The sequence below is a fragment of the Propionispora vibrioides genome (genome assembly GCF_900110485.1).
GTDB classification, from domain to species: Bacteria; Bacillota; Negativicutes; order Propionisporales; family Propionisporaceae; genus Propionispora; species Propionispora vibrioides.
Window position 1 is genome coordinate 1 of record NZ_FODY01000043.1, and the last position, 20,073, is coordinate 20,073.

Here is a 20,073-nt window from a genome sequence, read left to right on the forward strand (position 1 = left end):
GGAACTTCCACATCTACCGTTTCACATTTAATCATTTCCACCGATTTTTTCCGTAAAAAACCGGCGAAAACCATTTCGTCAATATCTTTAGGCAGTACGTGCAATTGTCCGGTCATGGCCTTACTGCCAAAAGTCGCCACACCAAATCGGCTGGACTCTTCGGCCGCAAAAATGACGATCTCTACCGGATGGGTTAGGGGACCTCTTTTTTGCAGTTCTTTCACGGCTTGGATTGCAGCCACCACTCCCAAGGTTCCGTCGTATTTACCGCCTTCGGGAACGGTATCCAAATGGGAGCCGGTCATAACGACCGTCTGCTCAGGATCACTCCCTTCCAGCCGGGCAATGATATTGCCGGCTCCGTCGACCCGTACCAATAGGCCCATAGTCTGGAGAAACTTCACTATATAGTTTCGCGCCTGTATGTCGGAATCACTGAATGCCAAGCGGGTTATACCCTTCTCACCTTTGCCAAACAGGGCAATTTCCTCGATTAAACGCAACGTCTCCTGTTTATCCATACTGCTCGCCTCCCGCTTAACTATGTCTTCCTATTGACAGTATACCCTAATCGCCGCTATTTTTCCATATATTAACCAGCAACAAGGGGAACAAAAAAACGCGCAGAGTCACCTCTGCGCGTTTTTACGCAATTTAGTCAGACAACTATTTAGCCGATAACAGCCATAACTTCGCCAATTTTTACACCTTGGCCAGCAGCTACGTTGATGGATTTTACAGTGCCGTCAGCGGGAGCTGAAATTTCATTTTGCATTTTCATAGCTTCTAAAATCAAAACTACATCGCCTTTTTTCACTTTTTGTCCGGCTTCGGCTACAATTTTAACCACTTTGCCAGGCATCGGAGCCGATACGGCAGTATCGCCAGCACCTACTTGAGCAGGAGCCGGAGCAGCAGCAGGAGCAGCCGGTTTAGCAGCAGGAGCCGGAGCGGCAGCCGGTTTAGCGGCAGGCTTAACGGCAGGTGCAGCTTTTACTTCTTCTACTTCTACTTCAAAGGCAGTACCATTCACTGTGATGTTAAACTTTTTCATTCGCAATTCCTCCATGTTGATTATTAAATTTTGTCAGTCAACACATGCTACGCCGTTTATTTTAATGAGAATTCATTAATTTTTGGCGGCCTGCAGCTGCCCAAGCAGCACTTGTGCTAATTTTTATTGCCAGGTTACCTGTCCCCATCATAGCAGTTACTGCAGCGGCAATCGCAGCCACGACTTCAGGCTTTATATCCTTAGCATCAATTTTCATTCCATTCACCTACCCCTTATAGCGGTATATTGCCATGCTTTTTCGCCGGCCGTGCTTCCCGTTTGCTTGCCAGCATATTCAAGGCAGTGATAATACGCGGTCTGGTTTCCTTCGGTTCAATAACGATATCAACAAAACCACGTTCTGCCGCTTTATACGGTGTAGCGAATTCTTCCACGTATTCAGCCGTTTTAGCAGCCACATCAGGATCCTTACGGAAAATAATGTTGGCGGCACCGGCAGGGCCCATAACGGCAATTTCCGCCGTCGGCCAGGCCAATACCTGATCGGCGCCCAAATCCTGCGAACACATGGCCAGATAGGAACCGCCGTATGCTTTACGGGTAATGACCGTAATTTTAGGCACAGTGGCTTCACAATAGGCATACAGCATTTTCGCACCGTGGCGGATAATACCGCCGAACTCTTGGTCCGTACCGGGCAGGAAGCCGGGAACGTCCACGAGGTTGACCAGCGGAATATTGAAAGCATCGCAGAACCGGATAAAACGGGATGATTTATCCGAAGCGTTTACATCCAGGCAGCCTGCCATAACAGCCGGCTGATTGGCAATAATGCCTACGCTTTTTCCATCAAAGCGGGCAAAGCAAGTGATGATATTTTGGGCATAATGTTCGTGAACTTCATAAAATTCGCCATTATCGACAACTGCCTTGATGACGTCTTTCATATCATAAGGCATATTGGGATTATCCGGCAGCAAGGTATTCAGTTCTTCATCCATACGGTTGGCGTCATCTTCCGTAGCCACTACCGGCGCTTCTTCCAGGTTGTTGCTGGGCAGGAAGCTGAGCAAGTAACGGATCTGTTCGATGCAGTCATCTTCATTTTCCGCGGCAAAATGAGCCACACCGGAAGTGCTGTTGTGCGTCATGGCACCGCCAAGCTGTTCAGCAGTCACTTCTTCGGCCGTAACCGATTTAATAACAGCCGGTCCAGTAATAAACATCTGGCTGGTATTTTTGACCATGTAGATGAAGTCCGTCAGCGCCGGTGAGTATACGGCACCGCCGGCACAGGGTCCCATGATAACCGATATTTGCGGAATCACACCGGAAGCCTGGGTATTCCGGAAAAAGATTTTGCCATAGCCGGACAACGCGTCTACAGCTTCCTGAATACGGGCACCGCCGGAATCATTAATACCGATAACCGGTGCTCCCATTTTGATCGCCAAGTCCAATACTTTACAAATTTTAGCAGCATGCATTTCGCCTAAGGAGCCGCCTTCCACCGTAAAGTCTTGAGCAAAAGCATAGACCAAACGGCCGTTAACCGTACCGTAACCGGTCACAACGCCTTCACCGGGAAGTTCTTTTTCATTCATTCCGAAGTTTACGCAACGATGTGTAACAAATTGGTCAAGCTCAACAAAGGTATCGGGATCAAAGAATTTGTTGATCCGTTCGCGCGCTGTATATTTTCCCGAAGCATGCTGCTTTTCAATACGTTTTGCGCCCCCGCCAAGCTTAACTTTTTCCTGTTTTGCTTTAAGGTCCTGAATTTTTTCCTGGACTGTTGACATCTTATACCTCCTACGAAATGAAACTATTTACGTTCCGAAAGCTCCAGCAAAATTCCGCCAGTTGCTTTAGGATGAACGAAAGCAATACTGGCGCCGCCGGCACCATAACGCGGCTTCTCATCAATCAGGCGAACGCCTTTTTCTTTGAGGTCGGCCAACGCATTTTCAATGTTGTCGACACGAAGAGCGATATGCTGGATACCTTCCCCGTTCTTTTCAATAAATTTAGCAATCGGGCCGTCCGGAGCAGTCGATTCCAACAACTCCACTTCGCTGTCACCGCTAGGAATAAAGCAGACTTTTACCTTTTGCTGCTCAACAACTTCTTCCCCCATAGCCTTCATTCCCAATACTTCGGTATAAAACTTTTTCGCCTGTTCCAGATCTTTAACGGCGATACCTATATGGTCCACTTTAAGTACTTCAAACATTATTTTTTCCTCCTTTTCAATTCTTTAGCGCAATATCGCTTTCAAAATCCCATCCACAGCAGTGTACGGGTCCTGTTCCCGCGCTTCCACTTGTTTGATCAGTTGATCAAATTCCCCGGAAACGGTCATTTTATTTATAATATACCGGCCAATCTGCGAATTCAACATGGCAATCAGTTCATCTTTTACCCGTTTGCCACGACGAACCGCCCTTTCACCGGTTTCTTCCGACCAGGCGGCGTGCTTATCAATGGTATCCGCCAGTTCGGTAATTCCCTGGTTTTGTGATGCAATGACCTTTTTGATCGGGGGACGCCAATCAACTTTGTACTGATTCAAGTCCAGCATCATTTCCAATTCGACATATAACCGGTCTACGCCTTCCCGGTCTGCCTTATTGATGGCAAAAATATCGCCAATTTCCAAAATCCCGGCTTTGATGGCCTGAATATCGTCACCGAGACCGGGAACCAGAACAACCAGTGTCGTGTCTGCCGTCTTGGCGACATCCACTTCCGACTGTCCCACGCCTACCGTTTCCACAATCACGATATCCTTGCCGGCGGCATCCATCAGCTTAACCACTTCACCGGTCTTATGGGATAAACCACCCAAGCTGCCGCGGGTTCCCATACTGCGGATAAAAACACCCTCGTCCAGTGTCAGTTCATTCATCCGGATGCGGTCGCCTAAAATAGCGCCACCGGAAAAAGGACTGGTCGGATCAATGGCCACAATGCCCACCGTCTTACCGCGGCGACGGTATTCCCGGGCCAACTTGTCGGTCAAAGTACTCTTTCCCGCCCCCGGCGGCCCGGTAATGCCAATGACATAGGCATTACCGGTATGGGGATAAATTTGCTGCATAATCTGCACAGCGTGATCATATTCATTTTCCACGGCCGTAATCGCCCGTGACAGGGCCAGCCGCGAACCGGCTAATAAATCCTTTACAATATCCACGGGATTCACAACCTAGTTCAATTTGGTGTTGATGAAATCGACAATGGTTTGCGTGGCCGTGCCGGGAGTAAATACTTCCGCCACGCCAGCTTCCTTCAAGGCCGGGATGTCGGCATCGGGAATAACGCCGCCACCAAGCACCAGTACATCGCTCATCCCTTTGTCACGAAGCAGGTTAACCACTTTCGGGAACAGATGAGTATGAGCGCCTGACAACAAGCTCAAAGCAACTACGTTTACGTCTTCCTGCAGAGCCGCTTCGGCGATTTGTTCCGGGGTCTGTCTAAGTCCTGTATAAATTACCTCAAAGCCTGCATCTCTTAATGCACGCGCTACTACCTTAGCACCACGGTCATGACCATCAAGACCTGGTTTTGCCACCAATACTCTTATACGTTTTTCCATGTCTATCTTCCTCTCATGATTACTCTTAAAGTATGCTACTCAAGTCCTGTACTCTTTACAGGCTTACATGGGCCTCATATTCACCGAACACGCTGCGCATTACATTGCAGATTTCGCCGAGTGTTGCATAGGCTCTGACAGCATCCAAAATAATAGGCATTAAGTTGGTATGCTCATCTTTGCAGGCTGCAGCCAAGGCTGCCAATTTGGCTTCAACCACAGCATTGTCGCGTTTTGCCCGCAATTCGCCCAATTTGGCTTTTTGTCCTACGCCGACGGACGGGTCAACCCGCAGCAAGCCTTCTACCGGTTTCTCTTCGATCTGGAATTGGTTTACGCCAACAACAATGCGTTTTTTGGTTTCCACTTCCATTTGATATTTGTAAGCGCTGTCCTGGATTTCTTTTTGGATGTAGCCTTTTTCAATAGCCACAGGAGCGCCGCCCATATCATCAATCTTTTGGATATAAGCCAGGGCTTCTTCCTCCAGTTTGTTAGTCAGAGCTTCGATATAGTAAGAACCGGCCAACGGGTCAATGGTATCGGCAATGCCGCTTTCATAGGCAACAATCTGCTGAGTTCTCAGTGCAATGCGTACCGAATCTTCGGTCGGCAGGGCCAGAGCTTCATCTTTCGAGTTGGTGTGCAAGGATTGGGTTCCGCCCAATACGGCGGCTACCGTCTGCAGTGCAACACGGACAATATTGTTTTCCGGTTGTTGAGCAGTCAGCATGGATCCGGCTGTTTGCGTGTGGAAACGCAGCATCCAGGATTTGGGTTTTTGCGCTTTGAAACGTTCTTTCATAACTTTAGCCCAAATGCGGCGGGATGCACGGAATTTAGCCACTTCTTCCAGCACATTGTTATGGGCATTCCAGAAGAAGGAAAGTCTGCCGGCAAAATCATCTACGTTGAGGCCTGCTTTAATAGCCGCTTCTACATAGGCGATACCGTCGGCAATCGTAAAGGCGATTTCCTGCGCAGCCGTGGAACCAGCTTCACGGATATGGTAGCCGGAGATAGAGATGGTGTTCCAGTTAGGAACATTCTTCGAGCAATATTCAAAAATATTGGTAATCAGACGCATGGAAGGTTTCGGCGGGAATATGTAAGTACCGCGTGCCGCATACTCTTTCAGGATGTCGTTTTGGATAGTACCGTTTAATTTATCAGGAGTTACCCCTTGTTTTTCAGCCACAGCAATATACATGGCCAGCAAAACCGATGCCGGTGCGTTGATGGTCATGGACGTCGATACTTTGTCCAAAGGAATCCCGTCAAACAAGGTTTCCATATCGGCCAGCGAGTCGATAGCCACACCCACCTTGCCAACTTCTCCTTCGGAAATGGCATCGTCCGAGTCGTAACCGATCTGGGTCGGCAAGTCAAAAGCTACGGAAAGACCGGTTTGGCCGGCATCCAGCAGGAACTTATAACGTTTGTTGGATTCTTCCGCCGTAGCAAAGCCGGCATACTGACGCATGGTCCAGAAACGGCCGCGATACATGGTCGGCTGTACGCCGCGGGTAAATGGGAATTCGCCCGGGAAACCAAGATCCTTTTCATAATCAAATTCGGTAACGTCCAGTGGCGTATACAATCTGTTAGGCTCCAGATTCTTCCGCTCAGGAAATTTGGCTAAGGCTTTCTCAACTTTAGCATCATAGGCTGCTTTTTTTTCTTTTAACTGTTCAACATTCGTACTCACTATTATGTCCCCCTCTTTAAAATTGCTTTATTTTTTCATAGTCCCGGTTTGTAAAAACCTAGCATGCCAAGACAGAGCCTCATCCAGAAGGTGCGGTGTATGTGCAAACTTAGTGGCCTTTTCAGCTCTATCCAAGTAATCCGTCAGCATGGGCTGATAATCGGGATGCGCACATTTTTCAATAATCACCCGGGCTCTTTCACGAGGACTCAGGCCGCGGACATCCGCCAGACCGCGTTCAGTAATGAACACGTCGACATCATGTTCGGTATGGTCAATATGCGAACACATGGGAACGACGGATGAAATAAGACCTCCTTTGGCCACCGAAGTGGAAAAGAATAAAGTAAGATATGCATTACGGGCAAAATCCCCGGATCCGCCAATACCGTTCATCATCTTGCTTCCCATAATATGGGTCGAGTTGACATGTCCGTAAATATCAAATTCAATCGCCGTATTCATCGCGATAATACCGATGCGACGGGCAATCTCCGGACTGTTGGCAATTTCTTGCGGTCTTAACATCATTTTGCTCCGGTATTTTTCAATATTGGCATACAGACGTTTCTGACCCTCCGGTGAAGGCGAGAAGGAAGTTCCCGAGGCAAACTTCAATTTACCGGCATCGGCCAAGTCCAGCATGCCGTCTTGAATAACTTCCGTATATACTTCGAGATTTTTAAAATCGGAATCGACAAAACCGGAAATAACCGCATTGGCTACCGAACCTACGCCGGATTGCAGCGGCAACAGATCCTTCGGCAAGCGGCCCGCTTTAATTTCATGTTTGAAAAATTCAATGGCCAATTCGGACATAGTTTTGGAATTATCGTCAATCGGGGCAAAATCGCGTACATCGTCCGGAATATCACAGGGAACGATGTATTTTATTTTATCTAGGCCACAGGGTATGTAAGGCGTACCAATGCGGTCATCTACCTTGACAATCGGAATCGGTTGACGGTGCGGCGGATCAAGCGGTACATACACGTCATGCATGCCTTCCAAGGCCAGCGGCTGGGAAGTGTTGATTTCAACAATAACAATATCAGCGCTTTGTACATAAGAGGCAGTATTGCCCATTGACGTAGTGGGGATCAGATGACCCTCCTCGGTAATGGCACAGGCTTCAACAATAGCTACATCCACTTTACCGCCAAAAAAACCGTAGCGTGTCAATTGAGCCGATTCGCTAAGGTGAAGGTCAAAATAATTTACCTTACCGCTATTTAAAGACTTACGCAAGTCGCCATTAGTTTGGTAAGGCATTCTTCTGGCGATTCCGTTTACTGCCGCCAGCGAACCGTCCAGTTCCTGACCTACGGAAGCACCCGTCCATAAATTAATTTGAAAATGCTCTTTAGAAATTCTTTTCGCTAACGCCATGGGCACCGCCTTAGGATAGCCGGCCGGCGTAAAACCGCTTGTCCCCACATTCATATTAGGCTTTATAATTGCCGCTGCTTCTTCAGCAGTAACAATTCTGTCTAATAATATTTTGTTGCGTATGCGATCTTGAATGTCAATCATATCCATACTCCTTCCCATTCTAGTCTAGGGAAGCACTGATTTAACGAGCCTGTCGTCCCAGTACCTTGGCACCCTACCGGTTTAGAATTGACAAGATACTAACGAAAGATTTTTTCGCCTGGCAAGGAAGCAAAGCCGAAAGAATAGTTGGGCTATTGCAAGGTTTTGCTGACGCAGCCAGACGGAAAAAGAGCCGTCAGGACGCGCAGTGCGAATAAAGCAGTGCTTTCCTAGTATTTTTTTTATTTGGAATACATATACACACAAGTTATCATAAAAAAACACCAAAGGCCTATTTTGTTGGTACAAAACAACCCTAGGTGTATGCCGCTGTCGGTAAAACAAAGCAAAAAGGCCATAACTAACCGGCCCAAGCATAACAGCATAACGCTTAGGTTACTTATATGATGTTTTAGATACTGTCATATATTTCTTCCTAAGTGTACTTCTATATTCATACCGTATCTCCTGCCAAGTATGTGAAATTTTTATTTATTATAAAAAATATACAAAATACACAATTATATTTGTTGTTTCGGCGGCGTTTTTCGCGCCAGGTAATAAGACAGGCTGCTCAACCCGACGGACAAATCCTCATCAATAACATAAATGCTGCCGGGGACACGGATTTTACGGGGCGCAAAATTCCAAATCCCCCGGATGCCGGACACTACCAGTTTATCAGCCACTTCCTGGGCATGAGCTTCCGGAACGGCAATAATGCCAATGTGAATATTCTTCTCCTGCACAATTTTCTCCATGTCATCCAGGTGAAACACCTGAACACCATTGATATGTAGGCCGATCTTAGTGGGGTCAACATCAAAGATCGCTGCCAGATTAAAGCCTAACGAAGAAAAGTGGCGATAGTTGGCCAAGGCCCAGCCCAGATGGCCTACGCCGATAATCGCAAAATTCCAGTTGCAGTGCAGTCCCAGTATATCGCCAATATTACGCAAAAGTTCTTTTACATAATAGCCGACACCTTTTTTGCCAAACTGTCCGAAGGAAGCCAAATCCTTCCTGATCTGTTCCGGCGTAATTCCCAGCCGGCGGCCCAACTCCTCCGAAGATATGATCTCCACATCTTCCCGTTGCAACAGGCGCAACGTACGAAAATATAGCGGCAGACGGTCAATCGTCGCTTTCGAAATAATGATGGAGTCTTCTTTCAAAAACTTCCCCCCCTAGATAAGGATACTTCAAAAATAGTTCGTTCATAATTTGGCAAAAATCACCCATTTGTTTACAAAATAATACCTTTGAATACCGTACTATATTATAGTCCAGATTCCAGAAATAAACAATAGGTGAGCGCTCCTAGCACCTCATCCGGCAAAATCGAAAAGGCAGCGCCGGCCTCCATTATGCCGCCCAATTTCAAAATTTGTAAGGCGTGGCAAAAGAGCTGTGATGGATGCGCCAAGCGGCGACAATCAACCCATTGATCAACCAGAACAACATAGACATCTGAATATTAAACAAAATGTAATCGGTTAATCCGCCGATGACAATACTGGCCATCGCCGCCACCATGCCCAGCATAATGCCGGACAGCCATTTCGATCTCCCCTGAACGGCCATCTTAAAGGCCGCCGCCATATGTCCGTAAAGGATTCCCATAAATGCCAGCAGGCCCGGAATACCTGTTTCCGCCGCAACCGCCAGGTACATGTTATGAGCATGAAAAATGGTCGTCGCCGGATCATGAATGTAAAAATCATAATCGGGGTAAGCCAGCCAATAAGCTCCCCAGCCGACTCCAAACAGCGGCTTGTCGTGAATCATGGCCAGCGTACTTTCCCACAGAGCCATGCGCAGTGACGAAGAAGTATCGGTCGGATTAAAGATCGACAGCACCCGCTCCCAGGCTGTATGCTGACCGCAGAGCATCAGCAGAGGGATAATCAGCAGCAGCCAGAAAAGCTTGCGGCTGTAAAAAACACTATAGATGATAATGACAACCAGTATGCTGACCCAGGCACCCCGTGAATAGGTGAAAACCAGGCACAGCCCCAGCATGCTAACAATAACCGATAAGAAAAACTTATCCCTAGCCCGTTTTAGACCGCAAACAATGCCGGTGGTTACGGCCGCCATAATGACCAGAAACCCGGCCAATAGATTGGGATTATGTAAGGTAGAAAATACCCGCGTTTTTAGTTCGGGAAATTGGCTGTCGTCCACCCAGTCCAGCTTGGATATATCAAGACCATGAAAATATTGATAAAAGCCGTATAGAGAAACCAGGCAGGAAGACAGCACCATCAATTTAAGCACCCGCTTCAACTGCTCGGGAGAATGAATGTGATTGACCACCAAATAGTAGAGCAGCACATACCGGCTCATCAACTGAAAATAGTTATACGAACTATAACCGGGATCAGGAGAACTTTGAATTGAAAAACCGGACCATATGACAAAAAACAAAATCATTCCGTCGAAAACAGTGGCTTTTGTGTCCAGTCGTCTGGTAATCACCATTTTTACCAGCCACATAAAACCGCCAACTGCCAAAAATACACTGGTAATATCCAGTGAGAGCGGCAAAAAAAAGGCAACCGCCATAATGCAGTGCTCAATAAAAAAGTCCAGATTATATATCCATTTACTAGTGCTATATTGTTTGTACACAGCTTCACCCATTTAATTATTCAATATTCGGTACTCTTCCCGGCGAAATAAAGTCAACCACATAAAATATCTAGCTAATTATACCTGATTATTCTGAATTTGTCCACTTAAGACTCTTTTTCTCACGGCTCCGATCAGGTATAATGACCCGGCGGCACAAACAATCCCGCTTTCACCAGCCAGGGAAAAAACCTCCTGCAGCCCGGCTTCAATGGAATCGGCTGTCTTCACCAGCTCGGCCGTAATCAGAGCCGCCACCTCCGCCGGTTCACCGGCCCGCTCGGAAAGCGGCGCTACCACGACCACCCGGTCGCAAGACCGGATTAGGCTTCTGGTCATGCCGGCGACATCCTTATCCCGTAAAATGCCCAGCAAAAAAGTAATGGGGCGACCAGGGAACAGACTGTCCAGGTTATCTCTGAGTGCCTGTACACCGGCCAGATTGTGTGCCCCGTCAATCACAAAAACCGGCTTGTCACCGACAAACTCGAACCTGCCCGGCCAGCTTACCTGAAGCAGCCCGTTCCTTATGGTCCGGTCACTGATCCGCTCTTCCTGCCGGCTGAGCAGCCAGGCCGTCGCTACTGCCACGGCGGCATTTTTCACCTGATGCGCGCCCAGCATCGGCAATACAAAACGATCCTGCTTTTTCCAGACACCGGCCTGGATATCAATGGTCTGCAGCCGGCCCTGTATTGTGACAAAGGACGCGGTAAAATCCTCTCCCCAACTATATAGCGGAGCAGCTTTGCCGGCCGCCGTCCGGCCGATCAGTTCCCGCGCCTCCCCTTCGGCAGCGGTAACAACAGGAACCTGCTCCTTAATAATGCCGGCCTTATGGTGGGCAATCTCCGCCACCGTAGCGCCGCAACGATCAATATGATCAATCGTTACGTTGGTAATTACGCAAATCTCCGGTACAATCACATTGGTCGAATCCAACAAACCGCCCAGACCGACCTCGATCACCGCATATTCCACCCGGCAGCGGGCGAACCAATAAAAGGCCGCCGCCGTCAGCACTTCAAACTCGGTGGGCTGTTCCCCGCCCAGTTCCAGCAGCCTGGCCACCTGGCGGCTGGTATATTCGATTGCCGCGGCAAACTCCTCCCGGGCAACCGGTTGTCCGTCGATAGCCAGCCGCTCGGTATAATCAATCAAGTGCGGGGATGTATACATCCCCGTCTTGATCCCGCTGGCAACCAGAATAGCGGACAGCATGGCGGTTGTCGAGCCCTTGCCGTTAGTGCCGGTCACATGGATGGACTTAAACTGCCGCTCCGGATTTCCCATCAACTCCAGCAGACGGGAAATTCTCGTCAGGCCCAACTGTATTCCGAAGGTATTTAATCCGGCCAGATAGGCCAGTGCCTCATCGTATGTCATATTATCACCTTTATAGTGTTTCCAGGTAACTAAGCCGTTCCTGGATCGCCGCTTTTTTCTCCCCGTATTCCTGTTCCTTGGCCCGTTCCTTGGCGATAACATCGGCCGGTGCCTTGGCGACAAACCCTTCGTTGGCCAGCTTGCCGGCCAGGCGGCTCAGTTCTTTGTCCAGCGATGCCAGTTCTTTATTCAGCCGGGCTGTTTCCTTCTCTATATCAATCAGGCCTTTCATCGGCAAATACACTTCCACGCCGTTCACGACGGCCGTCATAGCATTGGCCGGTTTGTCCTGACTACTGTCCGTAATCAGCACAGGCTCCAAAGCGGCCAGCGTTTTCAGGTACTGTACATTATCGGTCAATACCTGTTTAAGGTCCGCATTGGCAGCCTGTAAAATGGCTTCGCTTTTTCTGCCGGGCGGCACATTGACCTCGGCCCGCATGTTGCGCACCGCCTTGATGGTCTCCATAATGATTTCCATCTGCTGTTCGGCGGCACCATTTACATACTCGGCCTCCTTGGCCGGCCAGGCGGCTACCATAATGCTGACTCCGTCATGGGGCAGGTGCTGCCAGATATTTTCCGTAATAAACGGCATGAAGGGATGCAGCAGTTTCAGCGTATTTTCCAGCACGTGCCATAATACATACTGGGCCGTCCTCTTCGCTGCCGCCTGTTCTTTATTATACAGTCTGGGTTTTGCCAACTCGATATACCAGTCACAATACTCATTCCAAATGAATTCATACAGCAGGCGGGCGGCTTCCCCTAGTTCAAACCGCTCCAGATTACGGGTAACAGCTTCCACCGTATGGGCGTAACGGCTCAAAATCCATTGATCGGCCAGCGTAAAGGACGCCGGGTCAGGCCGCTCGGTCGCATCAAAATCGGTCAAGTTCATCAGAACAAAACGGGAAGCGTTCCAGAGCTTATTGGAAAAGTTGCGGCTTGACTCCACCCGCTCCCAGTAAAACCGCATATCATTGCCGGGGGTATTGCCGGTAATCAGTGTAAAGCGCAGCGTGTCGGCGCCGTATTTTTCGATCACATCCAGCGGATCAATACCGTTGCCCAGGGATTTGCTCATTTTCCGTCCCTGGCCGTCCCGGACCAAACCGTGAATAAATACATGTTCAAACGGAATGTCCTGCTGGAATTCCAGCCCCATCATAATCATGCGGGCCACCCAGAAGAAAATAATATCATAGCCGGTTACCAGCACACTGGTCGGATAAAAGCTTTTCAGTTCTTCGGTCTGTTCCGGCCAGCCCATAGTGGAAAAAGGCCAAAGCCCCGAGCTGAACCAGGTATCCAGCACATCCGGGTCCTGTTCCAGGCTGCCGCCGCATTTTGGGCAGGCCGCCGGTGAGTTACGGGAAACGACCGTTTCGCCGCAGGCACAGTACCAGGCGGGAATGCGATGACCCCACCAGATTTGCCGCGATATGCACCAGTCTCTGATATTTTCCAGCCAATTTAAGTAAATCTTCGTGAACCGCTCAGGAACAAATTTTATTTTTCCCGATCGCACAGCTTCGATAGCCGGTTCGGCCAACGGCTGCATCCGCACATACCACTGTTTGGAGATTAACGGCTCCACCACCGTCGCGCAGCGCTGGCAATGCCCAACCGCGTGGGAATGATCCTCGATTTTCACCAAGAAGCCCTGTTCTTTTAAATCGCTGACTAATAGCTTACGGCATTCATAGCGGTCCAAGCCGCTGTATTTGCCGGTGCCTTCCGATATGGTACCATTCGGTTCGATAACGATAATCTCCGGCAGTTCATGGCGCAGTCCCATTTCAAAGTCATTCGGGTCATGGGCGGGTGTTACTTTGACGGCACCGGTGCCAAAGGCTGGATCGACATATTCGTCAGCGATAACCGGAATGCTGCGTCCCACTAACGGCAATATCAGATGTTTGCCGATTAGCTGCTTATAACGGCTGTCTTCGGGATGAACGGCCACGGCAGTATCGCCCAGAATGGTTTCCGGCCGGGTGGTGGCAACGATCAGCGATTCGTCCGGATTGCCTTCGACAAAATATTGAACATGATATAAGTGTCCCGGTTTTTCCTCATGTTCCACCTCGATATCGCTTAACGCCGTATGGCAGCGGGGACACCAATTGGTAATACGGTTGCCCTGGTAAATAAGTCCCTTTTCGTACAGACTTACAAAAACTTCCCGCACCGCTTTGGAGCAGCCCTCATCCATGGTAAAGCGCTCCCGCTCCCAGTCGCAGGAGGCGCCCAGGCTTTTCAACTGGGTGAGGATGCGGCTGCCATAGAGCTTCTTCCACTCCCATACCTTGTCGATAAACGCCTCCCGTCCCAAGTCATAGCGGGAGACATTATCCTTGGCCAGCATTTCCTCCACTTTAATCTGTGTGGCGATACCGGCATGATCGGTACCCGGCATCCACAGAGTGTTATAGCCCTGCATCCGGCGCCAGCGAATTAAAATATCCTGCAGCGTATTATCTAACGCATGTCCCATATGTAGCTGTCCCGTTACATTGGGCGGCGGAATCACAATGCTGAACGGGTCCTTATCCGATGCGGCCGCCGCATGGAACAGCCGGTTTTCCTCCCAAAATTGGTACCATTTTTTTTCTACTGTCTGCGGGTCATACACCGTAGGAATCTGTTGCTCATCCATGTTTATACCTCCTGAAGGATAAAATCATAACAAAAAAGCTCCTTCGCCCCGGAAAGGACGAAAGAGCCTGCTTTCGTGTTACCACCTTGCTTCTCCGGCAAAAACTAACTCCCGCCGGACTCAAACACCATAACGCGGTGACACGGCCGCACCTACTGACTTTCGTTCAGTGCGGCGGTTCCGGGATGACCTTCGGCCCTACTGCGCCGGGAGATCTCACAGCCAAGGATCTCTTCTCTGACAGCCAGTCATGAACTTACTCTTCCCATCATAACCTTTTAACCATATACCAGTTACACTATACTGCCTAACGCAGACAATGTCAAGCCTGACCGGCCCGTTTGTCGCTTAAATAAGTGTCGATGGCGGCAGCGGCTTTCTTGCCGGCGCCCATGGCCAAAATAACGGTGGCAGCCCCTGTCACGATATCGCCGCCGGCAAATACACCGGGCTTGCTGGTGGCGCCGGTTTCGGGATCGGCCACAATATTTCCCTTCTTATTGGTTTCCAGGCCTTTGGTGGTGGACTGGACCAGCGGGTTCGGCCCCTGTCCGATGGCGATGATCACCGTATCGGTAGGCAGTACAAACTCAGAGCCGGGAACTTCCACTGGCCGACGGCGGCCCGAAGCGTCCGGTTCACCTAATTCCATGCTGATACATTTCAGGCCGGTGACCCAGCCTTCCTGATTACCCTGCACCTCTACCGGCGCCGTCAGCAACGTAAAAATAATGCCTTCCTCTTTGGCATGGTGAATTTCTTCCAGTCTGGCCGGCAGTTCAGTCTCGGAACGGCGGTATACGATATGCACCTCTTCCGCCCCCAGTCGTAATGCCGTACGGGCCGCATCCATCGCCACATTGCCACCACCGACGACAGCCACTTTCTTGCCCACATGAATGGGTGTACCCGTGTCAGGGAAACGATATGCTTTCATCAGATTGCAGCGGGTTAAAAATTCATTGGCTGAATATACGCCGTTGAAATTTTCACCGGGGATGTGCATGAAGTGCGGCAGTCCGGCACCGGTGCCGATGAATACGGCATCAAAGCCTTCCTCCTCGATCAGTTCGTCTACCGTAAAAGTTCGGCCGATAACCGCATTTACTTCGATGGCAACGCCCATCTGACGGAGACCGTCAATTTCCGCCTGCACAATCTCTTTCGGCAGACGGAACTCGGGAATACCGTACATCAACACGCCGCCCGGCAAATGGAGCGCCTCAAAAATCGTGACCGCATAGCCCTTTTTAGCCAGTTCACCGGCAGCGCTTAAGCCGGCCGGGCCGGAACCGATGACAGCTACTTTTTGCCCCACTGCTGCCGCGGCGGCAGTGGCCGCACTTTCACCCTGTTTGCGGGCGTAATCGGCTGCATAGCGTTCCAGCCGGCCAATGCCAACCGCTTCGCCTCTTTTGGTTAGTACGCAGAACTTTTCGCATTGGTCTTCCTGGGGGCAAACCCGGCCGCAGATGGCCGGCAAGCCGTTAACCTCTTTTATATTGGCAATGGCGCCGTCCATGTCGCCTTCTTTAATATGCTTGATAAATGCCGGAATATCGACATCCACCGGACAGCCCTTCCGGCAGGGGGCTGCTTTACAGTTCAGGCAGCGGGACGCTTCGGCCTGGGCCAACTCGGCCTCATAGCCCAGCGCCACTTCATCAAAATTGCGGGCCCTTACCTTGGGGTCCTGTTCGGGCATAGCGTTCTTCTTTAGTGAGAGTGACATTTGCATCCCCCTTCCTTGGTCGACGCACAGTGTTCGGCATACTGTTTTTCTTTCGGAATATACATACGCTGCCGCGCCACCAGGCCGGCAAAGTCAACTTTATGAGCATCAAATTCCGGTCCGTCAACGCAGGCAAATTTATTCTCCTCACCGACCGACACGCGACAGCCGCCGCACATCCCGGTCCCGTCCACCATAATCGGATTCAGGCTGACCACGGTAGGAATCTGATAAGGCCGGGTGACTTCGGCCACATTACGCATCATGATCACCGGACCGATGGCAACAACCAGGTCAATTTTCTTCCCTTCGGCAATCATCTGTTTTAAAGGATCGGTAACAAATCCTTTGATACCTTTAGAGCCGTCATCGGTGGCAATATGCAGCGTATCGCTGACAGCCGTCATTTCCTCTTCATAGATCAGAATGTCCTTGTTGCGGGCCCCGATAATCGAGATCACCTCATTGCCGGCCGCCTTCATGCCCCGGGCAATCGGATACACCGGTGCAATCCCGATGCCGCCGCCGACACAGACCACAGTACCGAAATTTTCAATATGAGTCGGTTTACCTAAAGGCCCGACCAGGTCCAGCAGGCTGTCGCCCTCGTTCAAAGTGCCCAGCAGTTTCGTCGAGGCGCCGACTTCCTGGAAGATCAACGTGATACTGCCTTCTTCACGGTCAAAGTCGGCAATTGTCAAAGGCACCCGTTCCCCATCTTCATCAATCCGCAAAATAACAAATTGGCCCGGCTGCGCTTTTTTGGCAATCAGCGGCGCCTGCATTTTAAACAGCTTTACATTGGGCGCCAATTCCTGTTTCAAGAGTATTTTATACACGATAATCCTCCTTAAGTGAAAACTAATCTATTCCTATTAGAAAATTCCGGTAATCGTTCCCTGCTCATCAATATCCATATTGACTGCGGCCGGCTTTTTCGGCAAACCGGGCATTGTCATTATTTCACCGGTCAGGGCTACCAAAAAACCGGCGCCGGCCGCCACCCGGACTTCACGTACCGTAATGGTAAAGCCCTGCGGCCGCCCCAGTTTGGTCATGTCGTCACTGAGTGAATACTGCGTCTTGGCCATACAAACGGGTGTCTTATCAAAGCCAAACTCGGTCAGCTCCCGAATGGTTTTTTCCGCTCCCGGCGTATAATTCACGCCATCTGCGCCATAGATTTCTCTGGCAATAGCGGTAATTTTCTCCTTAATCGGCGCTTTTTCATCATAGATATAAGTAAAACTGCTTTCCTGTTCACAGGCGGCCAGCACTTTCTCGGCCAGTTCCGTACCGCCGGCACCGCCTTTGGCCCATACCTCGGAAATAGCCACTTCCGCTCCCATGGCCAGGCACTTTTCCTTCACGTGCTGCAGTTCGGCCGGTGTATCGTTCGGAAAGGCATTGATGGCTACCACCGCCGGCAGCCCGAATTTATGGGTATTTTCAATATGCTTCATCAAATTGTGCATGCCCAAATCAAGAGCGGCCAGGTTCTCCCTGTTTAAATCGGTTTTCGGCACACCGCCATGCATTTTAAGCGCCCGAACGGTGGCCACGATGACTACCGCCGCCGGTTTCAGTCCGGCGAAGCGGCACTTGATGTCGAGGAATTTCTCGGCCCCCAGATCAGCGCCAAAACCGGCTTCAGTAACAACCACATCGGCCAGCTTCAAAGCATATTTGGTGGCCGTCACGCTATTACAGCCATGGGCAATATTAGCAAAGGGCCCCCCATGCACAAAGGCCGGGGTGTTTTCCAAGGTCTGCACCAAATTAGGCTTGATGGCATCCTTAAAGAGCAGCGTCAAGGCGCCGGTGACCTGCAATTCTTCCACTGTTACCGGTTTTCCCTCATAGGTGTAGGCAACGACAATTCGTCCAATCCGCTGCTTCATATCCATCAGATCATTGGCGAGGCATAAAATGGCCATCAACTCGGATGCCACCGTTATATCAAAGCCGCTTTCCCGGGGCACACCGTTCACTTTACCGCCCAGGCCGCAAATGACCGACCGGAGCGCCCGGTCATTCAGGTCCAGCACCCGACGCCAGGTAATACGGCGGGGGTCAATTCCCAGTTCATTGCCATGATGAATGTGATTGTCAATCACAGCCGCCAGCAAATTGTGCGCCGTGGTAATCGCGTGAAAATCACCGGTAAAATGCAAATTAATATCTTCCATCGGTACGATCTGGGCGTAACCGCCGCCGGCAGCACCACCCTTGATGCCAAAACAGGGCCCCAGCGACGGTTCCCGCAAGGCAATAACTACCTTCTTTTGCAGCCGCCGCAGCGCATCGCCAAGACCGACGGTGGTCGTCGTCTTGCCTTCGCCGGCCGGCGTCGGATTAATCGCTGTCACCAGCACTAATTTGCCGTCGGGCTTATCTTTCAGGCGCTGCCAGGTCGCTAACGAAACTTTAGCCTTATGTTTGCCATACAGTTCTACTTCGTCTTCCGGAATGTCCAGTTCACGGGCCACTTCCAGGATGGGCTTCATGACCGCCGTCTGGGCAATCTCCACATCACTTTTCAACCTGAACCCTCCCCCAGTTTTGTATTTTATCCAAAGCTAAATACGGGTTCTTAAACCTGTACCTTATGCTGAATCTGCGCCGCTTTGACTGTATTATAGAGCAGCATGGCAATGGTCAGTACTCCGACACCGCCCGGCACCGGCGTAATCGCCGAGGCGACCTCTTTGACCGCGTCAAAATCGACATCACCGACAATTTTCTTATCGCCCACCCGATTAATCCCCACATCAATGACAACCGCTCCCGGTTTTACCATATCGCCGGTAACAAACTTAGGTTTGCCGATGGCGGCAACCAGAATATCGGCTTCACGGGTTATAGCCGCCAAATCCTGGGTGCGGGAATGGCAAACGGTTACTGTCGCATGGCGGGCCAGCAATAAATGGAACATCGGCTTGCCGACAATATTGCTGCGCCCCAGGACGACCGCCCGCTTCCCTTTTATCGGCAGGTCGGCCAGCTCCAGAAGGCGAATACAGCCATGGGGCGTACAGGGTACCAGTTCTTCCTGTCCGGTAGCCAGTTTACCCACATTGACCGGATGGAAACCATCCACATCTTTTACCGGCTGAATCGCTTCCAGTATCTCGCTTTCATAGGGTTTTATATGTTCCGGCAAAGGCAGTTGCACCAGAATGCCATGAACCGCCGGATCCTGATTCAGACCGGCAATCACCGTCAGCAGCTCTTCCTTGCTAACCTGCTCCGGCAACCGAATGACCTGGGAATTCACCCCCAGCTCCAGGCTAGTTTTATGCTTGTTCGCCACATAGATTTGGGAGGCAGGATTTTCGCCGACAATCACCACCGTCAGTCCTGGTGTAATGTCATATTGTTGCTTTAATATTTCAATTTTTCTCCTGGTTTCTTCCTTGATCTGGCTGGCGAAAAACTTTCCATCCAATAGTTGCGCCGACAATGCTGCGTCACTCCTTCATGGTTTTTATAGTAAAAAATTCAGCATAGTAAAAAGTAAAATAAAAATGCCTACAAGACCGTTTCTCATAAAATAAGCTTGTGTTACCCGGCTGAAATCGCCGTCCCTCACCAGGCGGTGCTGATAAATAAGCACCAGAGCCGCTAAAACCACGCCGCCAAAATAGATAGCTCCCAGCTGCAATTGATAGCCAACCAGCCAAAAACAGCCAATGCTGAAGGCATGCATGTACCGGGATAGCGTCAATGCTCCGGGTATGCCAAACCGCACAGGCATCGAATGAAGACCCAAAGTCGTTCATCACGGCTTCCAGTTGCCGGA

18 protein-coding genes and 1 other annotated feature are annotated in these 20,073 nt (G+C 50.2%); all 18 genes read right to left on the bottom strand.

Annotated elements, in window-relative coordinates; genetic code table 11:
* Positions 1-521, bottom strand: a 521-nt coding sequence (locus BMW43_RS20300; RefSeq protein WP_143050679.1) for a M20/M25/M40 family metallo-hydrolase, incomplete at its 3' end; no start/stop codon positions are given.
* Positions 522-670: 149 nt separating this feature from the next.
* A complete protein-coding gene (locus BMW43_RS20305; protein WP_091752255.1) occupies positions 671-1,054 on the bottom strand; it encodes a biotin/lipoyl-containing protein in 384 nt (127 codons plus the stop codon).
* 61 nt (positions 1,055-1,115) lie between these two features.
* Positions 1,116-1,271: a hypothetical protein gene (locus BMW43_RS21295; RefSeq protein ID WP_177173702.1), complete on the bottom strand. Its 156-nt coding sequence runs from the start codon at positions 1,269-1,271 to the stop codon at positions 1,116-1,118.
* Positions 1,272-1,287: 16 nt separating this feature from the next.
* Complete coding sequence (mmdA, locus tag BMW43_RS20310) at positions 1,288-2,817, bottom strand: methylmalonyl-CoA decarboxylase subunit alpha (protein ID WP_091752257.1); 1,530 nt, start codon at positions 2,815-2,817, stop codon at positions 1,288-1,290.
* 23 nt (positions 2,818-2,840) lie between these two features.
* Positions 2,841-3,248 carry a methylmalonyl-CoA epimerase gene (gene mce / locus BMW43_RS20315; RefSeq protein ID WP_091752260.1) on the bottom strand — a complete coding sequence of 136 codons (408 nt, stop codon included), beginning with the start codon at positions 3,246-3,248 and terminating at the stop codon, positions 2,841-2,843.
* A gap of 24 nt (positions 3,249-3,272) precedes the next feature.
* A complete protein-coding gene (gene meaB, locus BMW43_RS20320; RefSeq protein ID WP_091752262.1) occupies positions 3,273-4,211 on the bottom strand; it encodes a methylmalonyl Co-A mutase-associated GTPase MeaB in 939 nt (312 codons plus the stop codon).
* Positions 4,212-4,223: 12 nt separating this feature from the next.
* A complete protein-coding gene (locus BMW43_RS20325) occupies positions 4,224-4,616 on the bottom strand; it encodes a cobalamin B12-binding domain-containing protein (protein ID WP_091752264.1) in 393 nt (130 codons plus the stop codon).
* A gap of 55 nt (positions 4,617-4,671) precedes the next feature.
* On the bottom strand, positions 4,672-6,324 hold the full coding sequence (locus tag BMW43_RS20330) for an acyl-CoA mutase large subunit family protein (RefSeq protein ID WP_091752267.1): 1,653 nt from the start codon (positions 6,322-6,324) through the stop codon (positions 4,672-4,674).
* 27 nt (positions 6,325-6,351) lie between these two features.
* Positions 6,352-7,857 carry a succinyl-CoA:acetate CoA-transferase ScpC gene (gene scpC, locus BMW43_RS20335; RefSeq protein ID WP_091752269.1) on the bottom strand — a complete coding sequence of 502 codons (1,506 nt, stop codon included), beginning with the start codon at positions 7,855-7,857 and terminating at the stop codon, positions 6,352-6,354.
* 521 nt (positions 7,858-8,378) lie between these two features.
* Positions 8,379-9,032, bottom strand: coding sequence for a redox-sensing transcriptional repressor Rex (locus BMW43_RS20340; protein ID WP_091752271.1), 654 nt, complete (start codon positions 9,030-9,032; stop codon positions 8,379-8,381).
* A gap of 205 nt (positions 9,033-9,237) precedes the next feature.
* Positions 9,238-10,491, bottom strand: coding sequence for an O-antigen ligase family protein (locus tag BMW43_RS20345; RefSeq protein ID WP_245732651.1), 1,254 nt, complete (start codon positions 10,489-10,491; stop codon positions 9,238-9,240).
* Positions 10,492-10,569: 78 nt separating this feature from the next.
* A complete protein-coding gene (locus tag BMW43_RS20350; protein WP_091752276.1) occupies positions 10,570-11,877 on the bottom strand; it encodes a bifunctional folylpolyglutamate synthase/dihydrofolate synthase in 1,308 nt (435 codons plus the stop codon).
* A 10-nt stretch (positions 11,878-11,887) separates the two neighbouring features.
* Positions 11,888-14,539 carry a valine--tRNA ligase gene (locus BMW43_RS20355; protein WP_091752279.1) on the bottom strand — a complete coding sequence of 884 codons (2,652 nt, stop codon included), beginning with the start codon at positions 14,537-14,539 and terminating at the stop codon, positions 11,888-11,890.
* 50 nt (positions 14,540-14,589) lie between these two features.
* Positions 14,590-14,820: a binding site (T-box leader), on the bottom strand.
* 41 nt (positions 14,821-14,861) lie between these two features.
* Positions 14,862-16,271: an NADPH-dependent glutamate synthase gene (gene gltA / locus BMW43_RS20360; RefSeq protein WP_091752281.1), complete on the bottom strand. Its 1,410-nt coding sequence runs from the start codon at positions 16,269-16,271 to the stop codon at positions 14,862-14,864.
* Positions 16,256-17,110, bottom strand: a complete 855-nt coding sequence (locus BMW43_RS20365) for a sulfide/dihydroorotate dehydrogenase-like FAD/NAD-binding protein (protein ID WP_091752283.1) — start codon at positions 17,108-17,110, stop codon at positions 16,256-16,258. The genes gltA and BMW43_RS20365 overlap by 16 nt, the downstream gene beginning before the upstream one ends.
* A gap of 36 nt (positions 17,111-17,146) precedes the next feature.
* On the bottom strand, positions 17,147-18,814 hold the full coding sequence (locus BMW43_RS20370) for a formate--tetrahydrofolate ligase (RefSeq protein WP_091752286.1): 1,668 nt from the start codon (positions 18,812-18,814) through the stop codon (positions 17,147-17,149).
* A gap of 50 nt (positions 18,815-18,864) precedes the next feature.
* Positions 18,865-19,734, bottom strand: a complete 870-nt coding sequence (gene folD / locus BMW43_RS20375; RefSeq protein ID WP_091752288.1) for a bifunctional methylenetetrahydrofolate dehydrogenase/methenyltetrahydrofolate cyclohydrolase FolD — start codon at positions 19,732-19,734, stop codon at positions 18,865-18,867.
* Between the two features lie 24 nt (positions 19,735-19,758).
* On the bottom strand, positions 19,759-20,043 hold the full coding sequence (locus BMW43_RS20380; RefSeq protein WP_091752291.1) for a UbiA family prenyltransferase: 285 nt from the start codon (positions 20,041-20,043) through the stop codon (positions 19,759-19,761).
* Between the last annotated feature and the right edge of the window lie 30 nt (positions 20,044-20,073).